The 15,516-nt window shown below is 72.1% G+C and carries 11 protein-coding genes; 6 read left to right on the top strand and 5 right to left on the bottom strand.

The genetic code is table 11. From position 1 onward, the window contains the following. Window positions 1-65: 65 nt before the first annotated feature. The 3 genes from AB0E85_RS10945 to AB0E85_RS10955 all read left to right on the top strand — a co-directional run bounded on the left by AB0E85_RS10945 (window position 66) and on the right by AB0E85_RS10955 (window position 3,351). Window positions 66-197, top strand: coding sequence for an LPFR motif small protein (locus AB0E85_RS10945; RefSeq protein WP_252100478.1), 132 nt, complete (start codon window positions 66-68; stop codon window positions 195-197). 99 nt (window positions 198-296) lie between these two features. Then, window positions 297-2,690 carry a Tex family protein gene (locus AB0E85_RS10950; RefSeq protein ID WP_361924834.1) on the top strand — a complete coding sequence of 798 codons (2,394 nt, stop codon included), beginning with the start codon at window positions 297-299 and terminating at the stop codon, window positions 2,688-2,690. A gap of 112 nt (window positions 2,691-2,802) precedes the next feature. Beyond that, complete coding sequence (locus AB0E85_RS10955) at window positions 2,803-3,351, top strand: putative glycolipid-binding domain-containing protein (protein ID WP_361924836.1); 549 nt, start codon at window positions 2,803-2,805, stop codon at window positions 3,349-3,351. On the opposite strand, the gene AB0E85_RS10960 is transcribed toward AB0E85_RS10955, so the two are convergent. Both AB0E85_RS10960 and AB0E85_RS10965 read right to left on the bottom strand, forming a co-directional pair. Further along, window positions 3,348-4,988 (bottom strand): ABC-F family ATP-binding cassette domain-containing protein, encoded by a 1,641-nt coding sequence (locus tag AB0E85_RS10960; RefSeq protein ID WP_361924838.1) that lies wholly within the window; start codon window positions 4,986-4,988, stop codon window positions 3,348-3,350. The genes AB0E85_RS10955 and AB0E85_RS10960 overlap by 4 nt on opposite strands. A 29-nt stretch (window positions 4,989-5,017) precedes the next feature. Beyond that, the gene (locus AB0E85_RS10965; protein ID WP_361924840.1) at window positions 5,018-6,040 is read right to left on the bottom strand and encodes an oxidoreductase; all 1,023 of its coding nucleotides are present in this window, start codon (window positions 6,038-6,040) and stop codon (window positions 5,018-5,020) included. Between the two features lie 66 nt (window positions 6,041-6,106). Between AB0E85_RS10965 and AB0E85_RS10970 the strand changes: the two genes are divergently transcribed. Beyond that, window positions 6,107-7,057 (top strand): FAD-dependent oxidoreductase, encoded by a 951-nt coding sequence (locus tag AB0E85_RS10970; protein ID WP_361924842.1) that lies wholly within the window; start codon window positions 6,107-6,109, stop codon window positions 7,055-7,057. A 69-nt stretch (window positions 7,058-7,126) separates the two neighbouring features. On the opposite strand, the gene AB0E85_RS10975 is transcribed toward AB0E85_RS10970, so the two are convergent. The 3 genes from AB0E85_RS10975 to AB0E85_RS10985 form a co-directional block, all read right to left on the bottom strand. Then, window positions 7,127-8,851 (bottom strand): BCCT family transporter, encoded by a 1,725-nt coding sequence (locus AB0E85_RS10975; RefSeq protein ID WP_361924845.1) that lies wholly within the window; start codon window positions 8,849-8,851, stop codon window positions 7,127-7,129. An 85-nt stretch (window positions 8,852-8,936) separates the two neighbouring features. Beyond that, window positions 8,937-10,211, bottom strand: a complete 1,275-nt coding sequence (locus tag AB0E85_RS10980) for a M14 family metallocarboxypeptidase (RefSeq protein ID WP_361924847.1) — start codon at window positions 10,209-10,211, stop codon at window positions 8,937-8,939. Beyond that, entirely contained in the window at window positions 10,208-12,190 is a 1,983-nt protein-coding gene (locus tag AB0E85_RS10985) for a Xaa-Pro dipeptidyl-peptidase (protein WP_361924849.1), read from the bottom strand. The genes AB0E85_RS10980 and AB0E85_RS10985 overlap by 4 nt, the downstream gene beginning before the upstream one ends. Before the next feature lie 250 nt (window positions 12,191-12,440). On the opposite strand from AB0E85_RS10985, the gene AB0E85_RS10990 reads away from it, so the two are divergent. Both AB0E85_RS10990 and AB0E85_RS10995 read left to right on the top strand, forming a co-directional pair. Further along, complete coding sequence (locus AB0E85_RS10990; RefSeq protein ID WP_361924851.1) at window positions 12,441-13,979, top strand: M1 family metallopeptidase; 1,539 nt, start codon at window positions 12,441-12,443, stop codon at window positions 13,977-13,979. A 647-nt stretch (window positions 13,980-14,626) separates the two neighbouring features. Next, complete coding sequence (locus AB0E85_RS10995) at window positions 14,627-15,514, top strand: arginase family protein (protein ID WP_361924853.1); 888 nt, start codon at window positions 14,627-14,629, stop codon at window positions 15,512-15,514. The last annotated feature ends 2 nt before the right edge of the window (window positions 15,515-15,516 follow it).

Consider the following 15,516-nt stretch of genomic DNA (forward strand, 5'->3'; position numbering starts at 1 on the left):
GACGCGCTGGTGAGGTACCCGCTCTCCACCGGCCGGCGCGGCCGGGAGTGAGAAAGGGGATTTCCGTGTTCCGTGCTATCGCAGACGTGCTGCGCCAGATCGGCGGGGCCATCGCCACCGTCGTCACGCTGCCCTTCCGGGCACTTGCCCGGCTCTTCGGTGGGGCCTCGTCCTCCACCCGCAGCCGCAGGGCCTGACCGGAATCCCGACCTGCCGGGTGCCGCCCTGATCCCCGGGTGTCCGTGTCACCTGCCACAATTGCCGCGCAACCTCAGCGGAGAAGGCGGTACGGGATCGTGACGACACCCGGGTCCATCGGGTCCATCAGCACAGTGTCCATCGAAGGCAGGATCGCCGAGGAGCTCGGCGTACGGGAGCGGCAGGTCAGGGCCGCCGTGGAACTGCTCGACGGCGGTTCCACGGTGCCCTTCATCGCCCGCTACCGCAAAGAAGCGACCGAGATGCTCGACGACGCGCAGCTGCGCACCGTCGAGGAGCGGCTGCGCTATCTGCGGGAGCTGGAGGAGCGGCGGACGGCCATCCTGGAATCGGTGCGCGAGCAGGGCAAGCTCACCGACGAACTGGAGGCGAGCATCCGGGGCGCCGAGACGAAGGCACGCCTGGAGGACATCTACCTGCCGTACAAGCCCAAGCGGCGCACCAAGGCGCAGATCGCCCGTGAGGCCGGCCTCGAACCGCTGGCGGAGGGCCTGCTCGGCGACCCGGGTGTCGAGCCCCTCGCCGCGGCCGCCGCGTTCGTCGACGCGGACAAGGGCGTGGCCGATCCGCAGGCCGCCCTCGACGGCGCCCGGGCGATCCTCACCGAGCGCTTCTCGGAGGACGCCGACCTGATCGGTGAACTGCGCGAGCGCATGTGGGTGCGCGGGCGGCTGGCCGCCAAGGTACGGGACGGCAAGGAGGAGGCGGGCGCGAAGTTCGCCGACTACTTCGACTTCGCCGAGCCCTTCACCGAGCTCCCCTCGCACCGCGTCCTGGCGATGCTGCGCGGGGAGAAGGAGGAGGTTCTCGACCTCGTCCTGGAACCCGAGGAGCAGACGGACGGGCCCTCCTCGTACGAGGGGATCGTCGCCCACAAGTTCGGGATCGCCGACCGGGGCCGCCCCGGCGACAAGTGGCTGAAGGACACCGTCCGCTGGGCGTGGCGCACCCGCATCCTCGTCCACCTCGGCATCGACCTCAGGCTGCGGCTGCGCACGGCCGCCGAGGACGAGGCGGTGCGGGTGTTCGCGGCCAACCTGCGCGACCTGCTGCTCGCCGCCCCGGCGGGCACGCGCGCGACGCTGGGCCTGGACCCCGGTTTCCGTACGGGTGTGAAGGTCGCCGTCGTCGACGCCACCGGCAAGGTCGTCGCCACGGACGTCATCCACCCGCACGTCCCGGCCAACCGCTGGGACGAGGCCATCGCCAAGCTGGCCCGGCTCGCGAAGGAGCACGCGGTCGAGCTGGTCGCCATCGGCAACGGCACGGCGTCCCGCGAGACCGACAAGCTCGCCGGGGAGCTGATCACCAAGCACCCTGAGCTGAAGCTCACGAAGGTGATGGTGTCCGAGGCCGGCGCGTCCGTGTACTCGGCGTCCGCCTTCGCCTCGCAGGAGCTCCCCGACATGGACGTGTCGCTGCGCGGCGCCGTGTCGATCGCCCGCCGGCTCCAGGACCCGCTGGCCGAGCTGGTGAAGATCGACCCGAAGTCCATCGGCGTCGGCCAGTACCAGCACGACCTGTCCGAGGTGAAGCTGTCGCGTTCGCTCGACGCGGTGGTGGAGGACTGTGTGAACGGCGTGGGCGTGGACGTCAACACGGCGTCGGCCCCCCTGCTCGCCCGGGTCTCCGGCATCACCTCCGGGCTCGCCGAGAACATCGTGGCGCACCGGGACCAGAACGGGCCGTTCAAGGCCCGGGGCGAGCTGAAGAAGGTGGCGCGGCTCGGCCCGAAGGCGTACGAGCAGTGCGCGGGCTTCCTGCGGATCCGCGGCGACGACCCGCTGGACGCGTCGAGCGTGCACCCCGAGGCGTACCCGGTGGTGAGGCGCATGGTGAAGAGCACCGGGCAGGAGGTCGCCTCGCTCGTGGGCAACACGGGAGTGCTGCGCTCGCTGAAGCCGCAGGACTTCGTGGACGAGACGTTCGGTCTGCCGACGGTCACGGACATCCTGAAGGAGCTGGAGAAGCCCGGCCGCGACCCGCGCCCGGCCTTCAAGACGGCCTCCTTCAAGGAGGGCGTGGAGAAGATCTCCGACCTGTCGTCCGGGATGGTCCTGGAGGGCGTCGTGACGAACGTCGCGGCGTTCGGGGCGTTCGTGGACATCGGTGTGCACCAGGACGGCCTGGTGCATGTCTCCGCCATGTCGAAGACGTTCGTGAAGGACCCGCGGGACGTCGTGAAGCCCGGCGACATCGTCAAGGTGAAGGTGCTCGACATCGACATTCCGCGCAAGCGGATCTCGCTGACGCTGCGGCTGGAGGACGAGGCGGCCCAGCAGGGGCAGCAGGGCGGTGGCGGTGAGCGCCGGCAGCGAGGTGGGCGTCCGCCGCAGCAGCGGCAGGGCGGGCGTGGTGGTGGCCGCGGCGGTGGTGGCGGTTCGCGTCAGGCGCCGCCGCCTGCCAACAGCGCGATGGCCGATGCGCTGCGCCGCGCCGGGCTGGCGGATCCCAAGGGCGGCAAGCGCTGACGGCTCCGCCGTGGGGGCCGTGGGAGCTGCGGGGCCGTTGTGGCTGGTCGCGCAGCTCCCCGCGCCCCTGGGAAAGAGGCGCTTCGCGCCCTTTCCGTTCTAGGGTTACTGGATGCGTGCCATCACCTGGGAAGTGTCCGGGAGCCAGGGGTTGGAGACCGCCTGGGTCCAGCTCGCAGAAGCCGTGCTGCGGGCGCGCGGGCGGGCCGTCGGTACCGTTCCGGAGCCGTACTGGATCTCGTACGAGGTGGAGACCGCCGAAGGATTCGTGACCAGGCGGTTGACCGTCACGGCGGAAGCCGAGGCAGGGACCCGCACGCTCGATCTGCTCCACGACGGCCAGGGCCGATGGACCGCGAACGGCGAGCCGCTGTCCGATGTCGCCGGTGCGCTCGACTGCGACCTCGGGCTGTGCCCGCTCACCAACACCATGCCGGTGCTGCGGCACGGGCTCCACCAGGCGCCCGGCGAACGGGAGTTCCTGATGGCGTGGGTGTCGGTGCCGGACCTGGTGGTGCGGCCGTCGCGGCAGACCTACACGCATCTCGGGCCCGGGCGGGTCCGCTACTCCTCCGGCGACTTCCACAGCGACCTGGAGTTCGACGAGGAGGGGTACGTCGTCGACTACCCGCAGCTGGCCACGCGCCTGACGGCCCGTTAGCGCTCGGTCACCTTGCCGTCCGCCACCTCCAGGCGGCGGGTGACGTGTACGGCGTCCAGCATGCGCCGGTCGTGGGTGACCAGCAGGAGGGTGCCCTCGTAGGCGTCGAGGGCGGACTCCAGTTGCTCGATGGCGGGCAGGTCGAGGTGGTTGGTCGGCTCGTCGAGGACCAGCAGGTTGACGCCCCGGCCCTGGAGCAGCGCCAGGGCGGCGCGGGTGCGCTCGCCCGGGGAGAGGCTCGCCGCGGGGCGCAGGACGTGGTCCGACTTGAGGCCGAACTTGGCCAGGAGGGTGCGGATCTCGACCGGTTCGGTGTCCGGGACGGCCGCGCGGAAGGCGTCGAGCAGTGACTCCTCGCCGTGGAACAGCTTGCGGGCCTGGTCGACCTCGCCGAGCAGGACGCCCGAACCGAGCGCGGCGTGCCCGGCGTCCAGCGGGACGCGGCCGAGGAGGGCGGCGAGCAGCGTGGACTTGCCGGCGCCGTTCGCGCCCGTCACCGCCACCCGGTCCGCCCAGTCGACCTGTAGGGAGACGGGGCCGAGGACGAAACCGCCGCGGCGCACCTCGGCGTCCCGCAGGGTCGCGACGACGGCGCCCGAGCGCGGGGCCGACGCGATCTCCATGCGCAGCTCCCACTCCTTGCGGGGCTCTTCGACGACCTCCAGGCGCTCGATCATGCGCTGGGTCTGGCGGGCCTTCGCGGCCTGCTTCTCGCTGGCCTCGCTGCGGAACTTGCGGCCGATCTTGTCGTTGTCGTTGCCCGCCTTGCGGCGCGCGTTCTTCACGCCCTTGTCCATCCAGGAGCGCTGCATCTGCGCGCGGTCCTGGAGGGCGTTCTTCTTGTCGGCGTACTCCTCGAACTCGTCGCGGGCGTGCCGGCGGGCGACCTCCCGCTCCTCCAGGTAGGCCTCGTAACCACCGCCGAAGAGGTTGATCTGCCGCTGGGCGAGGTCGAGTTCGAGCACCTTGGTGACGGTGCGGGTGAGGAACTCGCGGTCGTGACTGACGACCACCGTGCCGGCGCGCAGGCCGCTCACGAAACGTTCGAGGCGCTCCAGGCCGTCCAGGTCGAGGTCGTTGGTCGGCTCGTCGAGGAGGAAGACGTCGTAGCGGGACAGCAGCAGGGAAGCGAGACCGGCGCGGGCCGCCTGGCCGCCGGACAGGGACGTCATCGGCTGGTCCAGGCCGACCTTGAGGCCGAGGGTGTCGGCGACCTCCTCGGCGCGTTCGTCGAGGTCGGCGCCGCCGAGACCGAGCCAGCGCTCCAGGCTGGTGGCGTAGGCGTCGTCGGCGCCGGGCGCCCCGTCGACCAGGGCCTGGGTCGCCTCGTCCATGGTGCGCTGCGCCTCGGCGACGCCTGTGCGGCGGGCCAGGAACGCCCGGACGGTCTCGCCGGGCCGGCGGTCCGGCTCCTGCGGGAGGTGGCCGACGGTGGCGGCCGGCGGAGACAGGCGCAGTTCGCCCTGCTCGGGTGCGGTGAGCCCGGCGAGCATCCTGAGCAGGGTGGATTTGCCCGCGCCGTTGGCTCCGACCAGGCCGATCACGTCGCCGGGCGCGACGACCAGGTCGAGTCCGGTGAACAGGGAGCGGTCGCCGTGGCCGGCGGCGAGGTTCTTGGCGACGAGGGTGGCAGTCATCAGAGCGCCGATCCTAACGGCCGGGCCGCTCAGTGGTTCACGGCCGCCACCAGGACGGTCCCGGCGGTGCGGGCCACGACGAACGACCGCCCCCGGACCGTTTTCGCACCTAGGGCGACGCGGTGGCGGCCCGCTTCGAGGACGCCGTCGAAGACCGCGTGGGTGTGGGTACGGGAGAGCCGGTCGAGGCGGTAGGCGGTGAGGGTGACGCGGCAGGCGGAGGTGACCTCGACGTCCGCACCGCCGTCGGCGACGGTGAGGCCGGTGAGACGGCGGCGGTCGGCCGGGCTGCGGTCCAGGGCGTGTTCGATCTGGGCGACGAGGAGCGGGACGATCGGGGCGAGGCCGTCGACGTGGGCGACCGGGACCCCGGCGCGCTCGAACGCACGGCGGACGGCGGCCCGTTCCCGCTCGCCGGCCGCGTGGCCGAAGGCGACGGCGCCGTAGCCGCGGAGTTCGTCCGGGGGTACGCCGTCGGCGTCATGGGCGATGTCGGCGCCGACACCGATGGTGCGCAGGGCCGCGGCGAGTTTGGCGAGAACGGCGACGCGGGCGCCGATCAGCAGCACGCGGCGCTTGGGGTCGGGCGCGGAGCCGTCCAGCAGGGAGCCCAGCGCCGTGCGGTACTCGGCGCCGCGGAACCGGAACGGGCCGATGCCGTGGTAGCCGTTGAGCTCCAGATCGGCGTGCTGGTCGGTCTGCCAGGCGAAGTCCCGCCAGATGAAGTCCTCGCCGTCGCGTCGGATGACCGCGGTGACGGCTCCGCAGGCCAGGTCCTCGCACTCGGGACAGCCGTAGACGACGTAACGGCCGCCGGGCAACGGGGCCTCGCTCTCCAGGAGCAGGCTGCGGACCTGCGCGGTGAAGATCGCGGGAGGGACGTCGGAGGCGAGCGGGGAGACCGCGTCGAGGTCGGAGAGCTGGAACAGCAGCGGGCGTCCGTCGACGATGAAGTCCACGAAATCCCGGTGGACCTGGTAACCACCGTCGTTGAGGACTCCCCCGGCCCGCATCGCGGGAGCCAGGCCGAAGGTCGCGTACTCGGCACACATGCTGTGAGTATCCCCACACTGCGCGTGATGTGAGCACGGCATGACACATTCCGCTACGGTCCGGGCATGGCAAGTGAGTCGAGTGGCGAGATCGTGGTGGTCGGTGGCGGGGTGGTCGGGCTGACGACGGCCCTGGCCCTCGCCGAGCGCGGGCGGCGGGTGCGGATCTGGACGCGGGATCCCGTCGAGGCGACCACCTCCGCCGTTGCGGGCGCGTTGTGGTGGCCGTACCGGATCGAGCCGGTCGCGACGGCGCGGAGGTGGGCGCTGCGGTCGCTGGAGGTGTACGAGGAGCTGGCCGCGCGGGGCGAGCCTGCCGGCGTACGCATGGTCGAAGGGGTACAGGGCGAGACCCGCCTCGACGAGGCCGACGCATGGCTGGCGGGGCGGGTGCCGGGGCTGCGGGCGGCCACGGCCGGCGAATACGCGGGCACGGGGCTGTGGGTGCGGCTGCCGCTGATCGACATGCCGGTCCATCTGCGATGGCTGCGGGAGCGGTTCGTCGCGGCGGGGGGTGTGGTCGAGACGCACGCGGTGTCCGGGTTCGCGGAGGTGGACGCGGACGTCGTGGTCAACTGCACGGGACTCGCCGCGCGGGAGCTCGTGCCGGACCCCTCCGTGCGGCCGGTACGGGGGCAGCTGGTCGTCGTGGAGAACCCGGGGATCGACACCTGGATGGTCTCGAGCGACGCGGCCGGGGAGCACGCGTACCTGTTCCCGCAGCCGGGCGGGCTCGTGCTCGGCGGCACCTCCGAGGACGACGCGTGGTCGCTGGAACCCGACCCCGCGACGGCCGAGGCGATCGTCCGCCGCTGTGCGGCGCTCAGGCCGGAGATCGCCGGGGCCCGCGTCCTGGAGCACCGGGTCGGTCTGCGGCCCACCCGGCCGGCGGTCCGGCTGGAGCGGGACACCCTGCCGGACGGGCGGCTCCTGGTGCACAACTACGGCCACGGCGGTGGGGGCGTCACCGTGGCCTGGGGGTGCGCGGAGGAGGCGGCCCGGCTGGTGGCCGGCTGAGCGCGACCCCAGGGGAACGGCAAGGGCGGCCCGGGTCGTGGGACCCGGACCGCCCGCTGCCTTTCGGGATCAGTGCTTGCCGATCGGGTCGCCCTCCACGTCCGGGCCGCGGCCCGGGCCGACGCGGAACTCGAACTCGCCGTCGTACTTCTTGTGTCCCTCCATGACGGCCATCTCGACGGCCTCGGAGCCCATCTGCTCACGCACGATCACCGGGTCACGGCGAAGGTCGCGCATCAGGGCGACACACATGAAGATCATCACGATGACGAACGGGGCCGCCGCGAGGATCGTGAGGTTCTGGAGTCCGGTCAGGGCGTCGCCCTGCCCGCTGCCGACGAGCAGCATGATCGCGGCCACCGCGCCGGTGACCACGCCCCAGAACACCACCACGAAGCGGCCGGGTTCGAGGGCGCCCTTCTGCGACAGGGTGCCCATGACGATCGAGGCCGCGTCGGCGCCGGAGACGAAGAAGATGCCGACGAGGATCATCACGAGCAGGCTCGTGGCGGTGGCGATGGGGAACTGCTGGAGCACGCCGAAGAGCTGGCCCTCCGGAGTCGCCTCCTTGGCGAGCTGCCCCTCCTCCTGCATCTTCATCGCCGAGCCGCCGAAGATCGCGAACCAGATCAGGCTGACCGTGCTGGGCACGAGGATGACGCCGCCGACGAACTGGCGGATCGTGCGGCCGCGGCTGATGCGGGCGATGAACATGCCGACGAACGGCGTCCAGGAGATCCACCACGCCCAGTAGAAGACGGTCCAGCTGCCCAGCCAGGCGGCGACGCCCTCGCCGCCGCTCGCCTCGGTCCGGCCGGCCAGCTGGGGCAGGTCGCCGAGGTAGGCGAAGACGGAGGTGGGCAGCAGGTCGAGGACGATGATGGTGGGGCCCGCCACGAACACGAACAGGGCGAGCACCAGCGCCAGCACCATGTTGGTGTTGGACAGCCACTGGATGCCCTTCTCCACACCGGAGATCGCGGACGCGACGAAGGCCAGGGTCAGCACCGCGATGATCGTGACGAGCAGCCCGGTGCTCACCTTGTCCATCCACTTCAGCTCCTGCACACCGGAGCCGATCTGGAGCGCGCCGAGCCCCAGGGATGCGGCGGAGCCGAAGACGGTCGCGATGATCGCGAGGATGTCGATGGCCCGGCCGATGCCGCCGTTGGCGTTCTTCTTGCCGATCAGCGGGGTGAAGACGGCGCTGATGGTCTGGCGGCGCCGCCTGCGGAAGGTGCTGTAGGCGATGGCGAGGCCCACCACCGCGTAGATCGCCCAGGGGTGGAGCGTCCAGTGGAACAGGGTGGTGGCCATGGCCGTCTCCATGCGATCGCCGGAGTCGGCCGGATCGGATCCCGGCGGGGGCGTGCCGTAGTGGGACAGCGGCTCGCTCACGCCGTAGAACATCAAGCCGATGCCCATGCCCGCGCTGAACATCATCGCGACCCAGGACACCGTGCGGAACTCGGGTTCCTCACCCTCCGCGCCGAGGTGGATACGGCCGTAGCGGCTGATCGCGAGCCAGAGGGCGAAGACCACGAAGCCGGAGGCGGCGAGCATGAACGCCCAGCCGCCGTTGTGCATCAGGCCGCTGAGCATGCTGGTGGAGACGTCTTCCAGCGAGTCGGTCGCCGCGGCGCCCCAGACCACGAAGGCGAGGGTGAGCACCGCCGTGACGCCGAAGACGATGCGGTCGGTCTGCGGCCGGTCCTGTCCGGGCAGGCCCGCTTCCGACCCCGGCAGCGCGGCTCCGCTTGGGGAGTCCTTCTCGCTTGGTCGTTCTTGCGTCACAGGCGGCACCTTTCATGTGGGAAAGCAGGGGAGAACCCAGGTCCTCCGTAACGCTGCTACCACGTGTGGCGGAATTTCACCCCTCTCAACATGCGTTTTCGGATGAACCTCCGGTCAGGTGGTACTCGGCCCGGTCGTCGAGCAGCAGCGGCACCAGCGCCCGCATGGGCTGGCGCAGGGGAACGAGCACGCCTTGCCGGTCTTTGCGCACGCGCACGCCGTGCAGGGACAGTTCGTCGCCCACCTCGGCGTACTGGGCGGCGGTGAGCCGGTAGCCGCAGGGTGGGTTCTGGATGGTTTCGACCGGTTCGGGCGGGTCGTTGTTGGCGCCGCCGACGTAGACCGGCCCGGTGTCGGTGTAACCGGCGAGCCGGGCCCCGGTCGTCGCCGTCTCGATCCTGCCGCGGCGCTGGTCGGCGTAGTCGAACAGGCCCTCCAGGGCGTCGAGCTGGGAGGTGACCCGGCGGCGGTTGTTCAGCGCCTCGTCCGCCTTCTCCGCGTCGGTGAGCGGGTCCACACGGCTCTCGATGAGCAGCCCCACGGAGTGCTTCACACCGGACATGTTGCGCAGAATGCGCTCCTGTCCGTCACCGGCGACCTGTCTGACCGGCTCACCGGTCTCCGGGTCGGTCCAGATGCCGTAGGTGCCGGTCGAGTGGCCGGCCAGCCGGGCGGCGGGCCGGACGTACGCCCCCGACAGGGTCCTCGCCTCGTCGTGGACGGCCTCGTGGGTGTTGAGGTTGCGCGGCCACAGGTCGAAGAGGTCCTTGTCGTAGTAGGGCGGGGTGGCGCCGTACTCGTGCAGGTCGTAGACGACGTCGGGGCGCTGGTCGCGGATGAGGGCGGCCAGGGCGCGCCCCTCGGCGGTCTTCAGGGCGAGGTGGTCGCGATTGATGTCGACACCGTCGCCGTTGCCCCGGGTGTTCAGGGCCCGGCCGTCCGGGTTGGCGGTGGGCACGACCAGGACCGTCGTGCGGTCCAGGAAGCGCCGGGTGCGGCTGTCCCGGGCGAGGGCGAGGTCACGGACGGTGGTCAGGCAGGCCTCGCGGCCGGAGGGTTCGTCGCCGTGCTGGCTGCACACGAGCAGCACCTTGCTCTGGCTCGGGCGGGTGCCGATGCGCACCAGCTGGAGCGGGCGGTCCTGCTTCGTCGAGCCGAAACGGGTCAGGGAGACACGGCCGCTGGAGCGGTCGACCGCCTTGAGGAAGTCCTGCTCCTCGGGCAGCGTGGTCCAGCGGGCACCGTTCGACTGTTCGAAGCCGGTGCGCGGCGGGGAGTCCGGGGCCGCCTGAGCCGGTGCGGCGATCAGGGAGGCCGTGAGAGCGGCTGCGGTCAGGACGAGGGCGCCGGCGCGGGTCACCGGGTCTCCCCCGGGACGCGGTGCGTGGTGCGCGGCTCCCGGACGCCGTCCAGGAGCGTGGCGTCGGGGGCGGCGAACGAGGTCCCCGCGGTGGCGCGGGCGAAGGCGGTGGCTCCGCCGGCGAACGGGACGCGCGCCGAGGTACGGGAGAGGTCGAGCGTGAGCTTCGGCTTGTCGGCCGGAGGGTCGATGAGGTCCTTGTCCGTGCCCGCGACGATCAGCGCCAGGCGGTGGCCCTTCGGGACGACGTGGTCGGTGGCCGCCAGGTCGACGGTGATCGTGTACCGCTTGCCCGGGGTGAGCGGGGAGCCCTTGTGGTCGGAGGCGTGGTTGCCGAGGTCGGCCCAGCCGCGGCTGACGACGGTGTAGTCGACGTCGGCGGTCTTCGCCTTCGTCTCCTTGAAGCACGGGCTGTCGCCGGTGGTGGCGGCGCCCCAGCAGGTGCGGTCGGCGAGGGTGGTGATGCCTTCGCCGGCGTCGGCGTAGTCGCGGATGGTGGCGGGGCCGATGTCCACGAGGACGGCGGAGAGGTGGGCCGTCGGGGTGGAGGGCGTCGCGGTCACGGTGACCTCGGAGGAGCCGGACAGGCGCAGGTCACGGGTGAGCGGTCCGGTGACGAACCCGGCCTTCTCCGGTGTCGGCCGGTCGATCCGGGCGGCCCAGTCGGTCTCGCTCAGCTTCGGGTCGTCGGTGAAGCTCTCGGTGCCGCGGCCGCGCTGAAGGCCGAGGGTTCCGACGCCGGCCTGGGCTCCGAGGCCGGGGCGCAGGGTGGCGGCCCGGGTGCCGCTCGGCGGCCAGACGCGGGAGGTGTCCCACCGGTCGGGCGCGCGTTCGATGTCGGCCATGGGCTCACGGTCGATGCCGTTGTCGATGCCCATGAGTTCGTGGTCGAACCAGCGGTGCAGCGTCTTGACCCAGGCGCCGCGCCGGAAGTCGAAGGGGTCGACGTGCCCGGTCTGGGACAGCCAGATCTTGCGCTCGACGCCGTTCTTCGCGAGGGCGTCCCACCACGGGCCTACGTGCTTCATGCGGACGTTGAGGTCCTGCATGCCGTGGACGAGGAAGACGCTGGCCTTGACCTTGCGCGCGGCCTTGACGTAGTCGCGCTCGGTCCACAGCGGGGTCCGGTCGCCGGTGCGCGGGGCGCCGTCGGTGAGCTTCTGCTGGACGGCTGCGCACTTGGCACGGGCGTCGGGGCTGTTGACGTAGTCCGACAGCCACGCGGGGCCGGAGTCGTAGAGGGGGGCGCCCTGCTGGAAGTAGTAGTCGTACCAGGAGGAGATGGCGCTGATGGGGACGATGGTCTTCAGGCCCCTGACACCGGTGGCGGCCACGCCGTTGGCGATGGTGCCGTCCCAGCTCTTGCCGATCATGCCGGTGCGGCCGTTGGTCCAGCCGGCCTGGGCGCGGGTGGCGCCCGTGCGGCTCGTGTAGGCCTTGGCGCGGCCGTTCAGCCAGTCGACGACGGCCTTGGCGGACTGGACGTCGGAGCGGCCGCCGACGTCGACGCAGCCGTCGGAGCGATTGGTTCCGGCCAGGTCGACGCCGACGAAGGCGTAGCCGCGCGGGACGAAGTAGTTGTCGTAGTACAGCGGCATCTGTGCGACACGGCCCTGCGCGTCGTACGTCTTCTTCTGGCTCTCGTTGCCGCGCCCGCAGCAGGAGTAGTACGGGCTGGCGTCCATGATGACGGGGACCCTGCGGCCCTGTCGGGCGGCTTCCCGGGGGCGGACGATGTCGACGGCGACCCGGTCGGTCTTTCCGTCCCGGTCGCCGTCGAGCCCGGTGTCCACCCAGACGGCCTCGCGGACGGCGTTCTCGTAGGAGTAGACGGGTTCGCTGCCGCTCGGGACGGCCGGTGCGGCCGGTGCGGCCGGTGCGGCCTGTACGGCGGCCGGGGTGATCAGGGTGGCCAAGAGGGCGGCCGTGGCCGCCGTCGCGAGCGGTCTCCAGGTCGTGAAGCGCGTGCGTTTCGGCATGCGCCGGACGGTACATCGGTGAACTCCCGTGCAGAAGAGGGCAGCTGACGGACCGGCGTGTCCCGGGGGGCCTTCGGGGCGGGTGTCTCATGTCGGCCGAATGGCGATCGTGTGACAGCGGGGGCCATGGACATGATCAGGGGCACAGGGAGTCAATAGGCTCCGGACAGACCCCGGACAGACCCCGGACAGACCACTGACAGAGACAGACCCCTGACAGACCTCGGCACCCTACGACTTGGAGCCTTGCGTGCACCGCAGAATCATCGCGCCGGGAGCCCTGGCAGCGACCGTTCTCCTGCTGGCGATCCCGGCATCGGCCGCGCCCCACTCCCCCGGCGCGCCGGGCATCGGCGACCCCTACTACCCGGATCACGGCAACGGCGGCTACGACGTCTCCCACTACGACCTCCGGCTGAAGTACCAGCCGGCCTCGGACGAACTGGAGGGCACGGCGACCCTCGTCGCCCGCGCCACGCAGGACCTGTCGAGCTTCAACCTGGACTTCCTGCTGGACGTCGGCGAGGTGCGCGTCAACGGAGTGAAGGCCTCGTTCCGGACCTCGGGCGAGCAGGAGCTGGAGATCACGCCGAAGACCCCGCTGACGAAGGGCGCGCCCGTCACGGTCGTCGTGCGCTACCGCGGAGTGCCGTCGTCGAAGCAGGCCCACGGCTTCACGAGCTGGCACCGCACCCCGGACGGGGGTGTCGCGGCGAACGAGCCCGAGGCTGCCGCCTGGTGGTTCCCGAGCAACGACCACCCGCTCGACAAGGCGACCTACGACGTGTCCGTGCTGGTCCCGGACGGCACCCAGGCCATCTCCAACGGCACGCTCCAGTCGACGAGTTCGAAACTCGGCTGGACCCGCTGGAACTGGCGGTCCGACAAGCCGCAGGCCACGTACCTCGCCACGCTCGCGGTCGGGAAGTTCGACATCACGACCGGCACGACCGAGGGCGGCATACCGGTCCTCAACGCCTACAGCAAGGATCTCGGCGCCCATGCCGGAGCGGCGCGGGCGAGCCTCGAACGGACCGGGGAGATCGCGGACTGGCTCGCCGGGTACTTCGGGCCGTACCCGTACAACGCGCTCGGCGGGTACGTGCCGAACACCCGTACCGGGTACGCCCTGGAGACGCAGACCCGGCCGTTCTACAGCCCTCGGCAGTTCGCGAACGGGTCCAACGTGTCCGTCGTCGTCCATGAGCTGGCCCACCAGTGGTACGGCGACGAGGTGTCGCTCAAGCGCTGGAAGGACATCTGGATCAACGAGGGCTTCGCGCGGTACGCGCAGTGGCTGTGGTCCGAACACGAGGGCGAGGGCACGGCGCAGGAACTCGCCGACTACGTGTACGCCTCCCATCCGGCCGACGACCCGTTCTGGACGGTGAAGCCCGGGGATCCGGGCCCGGAGAACCAGTTCGACATCGCGGTCTACGACCGTGGCGCACTGGCCGTCCAGGCACTGCGCAACAAGATCGGCGACGAGGCCTTCTTCACGGTCCTCAAGGGCTGGCCGACGAAGTACGCCCACGGCAACGCGTCGGTGGCGGACTTCCAGCGGTACGCGGAGGAGGTGTCGGGCAAGCCGCTGGCCGCGCTGTTCGACACGTGGCTGTTCCAGCCGTCGAAGCCGGGGGTGCCGGCGGCTCGGGCCGCGGCGGTGGCCAAGGGGGCGAAGGGAGCGAAGGGCGTTTCCCAGCCCAGGTCGTGGAAGCGGATCGCTGCGACGAACGGGGTGCACTGGCACGGGGAGCACGGGCACGGGCACGGGGCAGAGCGCCGCTGAGGGGCCTCGGGCTTCGCCGAGGGTTGAGGTACATGGGGTGACCGTGCCAGGCGGGTTCGGGGGCCGGGCAGGGCGGGATCCGCTCCGGGGAGGGCAGGGCCGGTCCGCTCCGGGCAAGGCCGGTCCGCTCCGATCAGGGCGGTCCGCTCCGGGAGGAAGCGAGGCCGGTCCGCTCCGGGCAGAGCGGTCCGCTTCGGACAGGGCGGCCCGCTCCGGACAAGGCCGGTCCGCTCCGGGCAGAGCGGTCCGCTTCGGACAGGGCGGCCCGCTCCGGGCAGGGCGGTCCGCTCCCGACGGGGCGGTCCGCTCCGGGGGGGGGGCGGTCCGCTCCGGGGGGGGGAGCAGGGCCGGTCCGCTCCGGACAAAGGGCGGTCCGCTCCGGGCAAGCGGTCCGCTCCGGGCAGGCCGGTCCGCTCCCGGCAGGCCGGTCCGCGCGGAGCGGCGACCGTCCGAACGGGCCACTCGGCAGCCGACAGCACGCCGCTCGGGCGGAACAAACCCGGCGCGGCGCGGCGACGCCCCGCTGCGCCGGGTCGCCCCCGGGGCAGCCAGGCACCACGCGTCCTGCCGCCCCGGGGTCTACGGTTGAGCCCACGCACCGGGCGCGTCCGCCCGGCGGCGTTGCCGGGCTGAACGAGGAGCCGGACGTGCGGAACGTGGCGATCGTCGAGGCACCGTCCGTGCTCGGGCTGCGCCCCACCGGTGTCGAGGAGCTGCCGGCGGCGCTCCTCGGGGCCGGGCTGGCCGAAGGGCTCGGGGCGGTGCGCGCGGGCCGGGTCGGACCGCCGCCGTACGAGCCGGAGCGGGACCCGGAGACGGGGCTCCTCAACCCGGGCGGCATCGCCGCGTACTCCGGCACGCTGGCCGACGCGGTGGGTGGCGTCCTCGACGGGGGCCGGTTCCCCGTGGTGCTCGGCGGGGACTGCAGCGTGCTGCTCGGCGCGCTGCTGGCCCTGCGCCGGCGCGACCGGCACGGCCTGCTCTTCCTCGACGGGCACAGCGACTTCTACCAGCCATCGGCGGAGCCGGCCGGTGAGGTGGCCTCCATGGAGCTGGCCCTGGCCACCGGGCGTGGCCCGCGCGTGCTGGCCGACCTGGAGGGCCGGGGCCCGCTCGTGCGGGACGTGGACGTCGTCGCCCTGGGGTTCCGGGACGCGGAGGAGTCCGCGTCGTACGGGATGCAGCCGCTGCCGTCCGCGCTGCACGCGATGGAGCTGCACACCGTGCGCGCCCTGGGAGCGGCCGAGGCGGCCCGGCGTGCCGTCCGGCTGCTGACCGGTGACGGCTCGGGCGCCGGGTACTGGGTCCATCTCGACGTGGACGTCCTGGACGACACGGTCATGCCCGCCGTCGACTACCGGCAGCCGGACGGCCTGACCTGGCAGGAGCTGGAGACCGTCGTGCGCACGGCGCTGGCCGGCGGCGGGGCGGTGGGCCTCACCGTCGCGATCTTCAACCCCCGCCTGGACCCGGACGGCACCATCGCGCAGCACCTCGTCGACTGCCTGGTGCGCGCCTTCGACAGCCAGGGGTGAGC

The organism is Streptomyces sp. NPDC029044 (genome assembly GCF_040637495.1).
Lineage (GTDB): Bacteria > Actinomycetota > Actinomycetes > Streptomycetales > Streptomycetaceae > Streptomyces.